Raw genomic sequence first — 893 nt, forward strand, 5'->3', positions numbered from 1 at the left:
TCGAGATAACCGCGAATCACAGTTAATGGTGTACGTAGCTCATGCGAGACGTTACTGACAAAGTCACGTCGCATTTGTTCTAAATGATGTAGGCGCGTGACGTCTTGCGCCAAGATCAAACGTTCCTGTTTACCGAACAAAGTAATGTGAATACGAATAATGAGATTGGGATCAGTCGGGGATGTGATTTCTAAAGCGTCATCATATTTCTTTGCGTCAAAATAGGCTTTAAATTCAGGATCTCTTACTAAATTTGTAACAAGTTGAGCCTGATCTTTATCATCATCAAAGCCAAATAATCGCGTTGCGGCTTCATTCCACCAATCCATTTGCCCCATTTCGTTGGTCATCACAACGGCATCTTTCAGAGCATTCGCCGAATTACGAACACGCTTAATCATTTTGCTTAAGCGCTTACGTGCCTTTTTATTTTGCAATTGGGTGTAATACAAACCTTCAAAAAGGTCTCCCCATAAACCATAACTTTCAGGCACTTCTTTTGGCTTTTTAGTTGGATAGAGCCAAGCATGTAAACGAAGTGCTTGTCGCACCATCCACAAGCTATAGCTCGCAAAGAACACCAGAAGACTAGGAAGGAGAAGGTCCGTGATTAAGCCGAGTAAAACAGCTAGCACAAATGCCCACACTAAATAGCGGACATGTGCAGACGCGCGTTTATGCATTCGCTTTGCTTCCTTTAAACTCGCACAAAATAGATAAGGCTATATTAGCCAATTAATGCGCCGTTTTGGTAGAAAAACGATAACCGGTACCTCGAACAGTTTGAACTAAGGCTTCATGGCGTTTGCCGATCGCTTTGCGCAAACGACGAATGTGTACATCAACAGTGCGTTCTTCCACATACACATTACCACCCCAAACGAGGTCCAATA

Annotated in this window: 2 protein-coding genes; both read right to left on the reverse strand. The window is 42.9% G+C overall.

The window, feature by feature from the left end; translation table 11 throughout:
- The coding region (locus A3739_RS05725) for a phosphate regulon sensor histidine kinase PhoR (protein WP_156502380.1) at window positions 1–683 on the reverse strand (683 nt) is incomplete at its 3' end.
- 52 nt (window positions 684–735) lie between these two features.
- Window positions 736–893 (reverse strand): winged helix-turn-helix domain-containing protein (locus A3739_RS27995; RefSeq protein ID WP_197472089.1); only part of this gene is annotated, 158 nt, incomplete at its 5' end.

The sequence above is a fragment of the Oleiphilus sp. HI0067 genome, assembly GCF_001635735.1.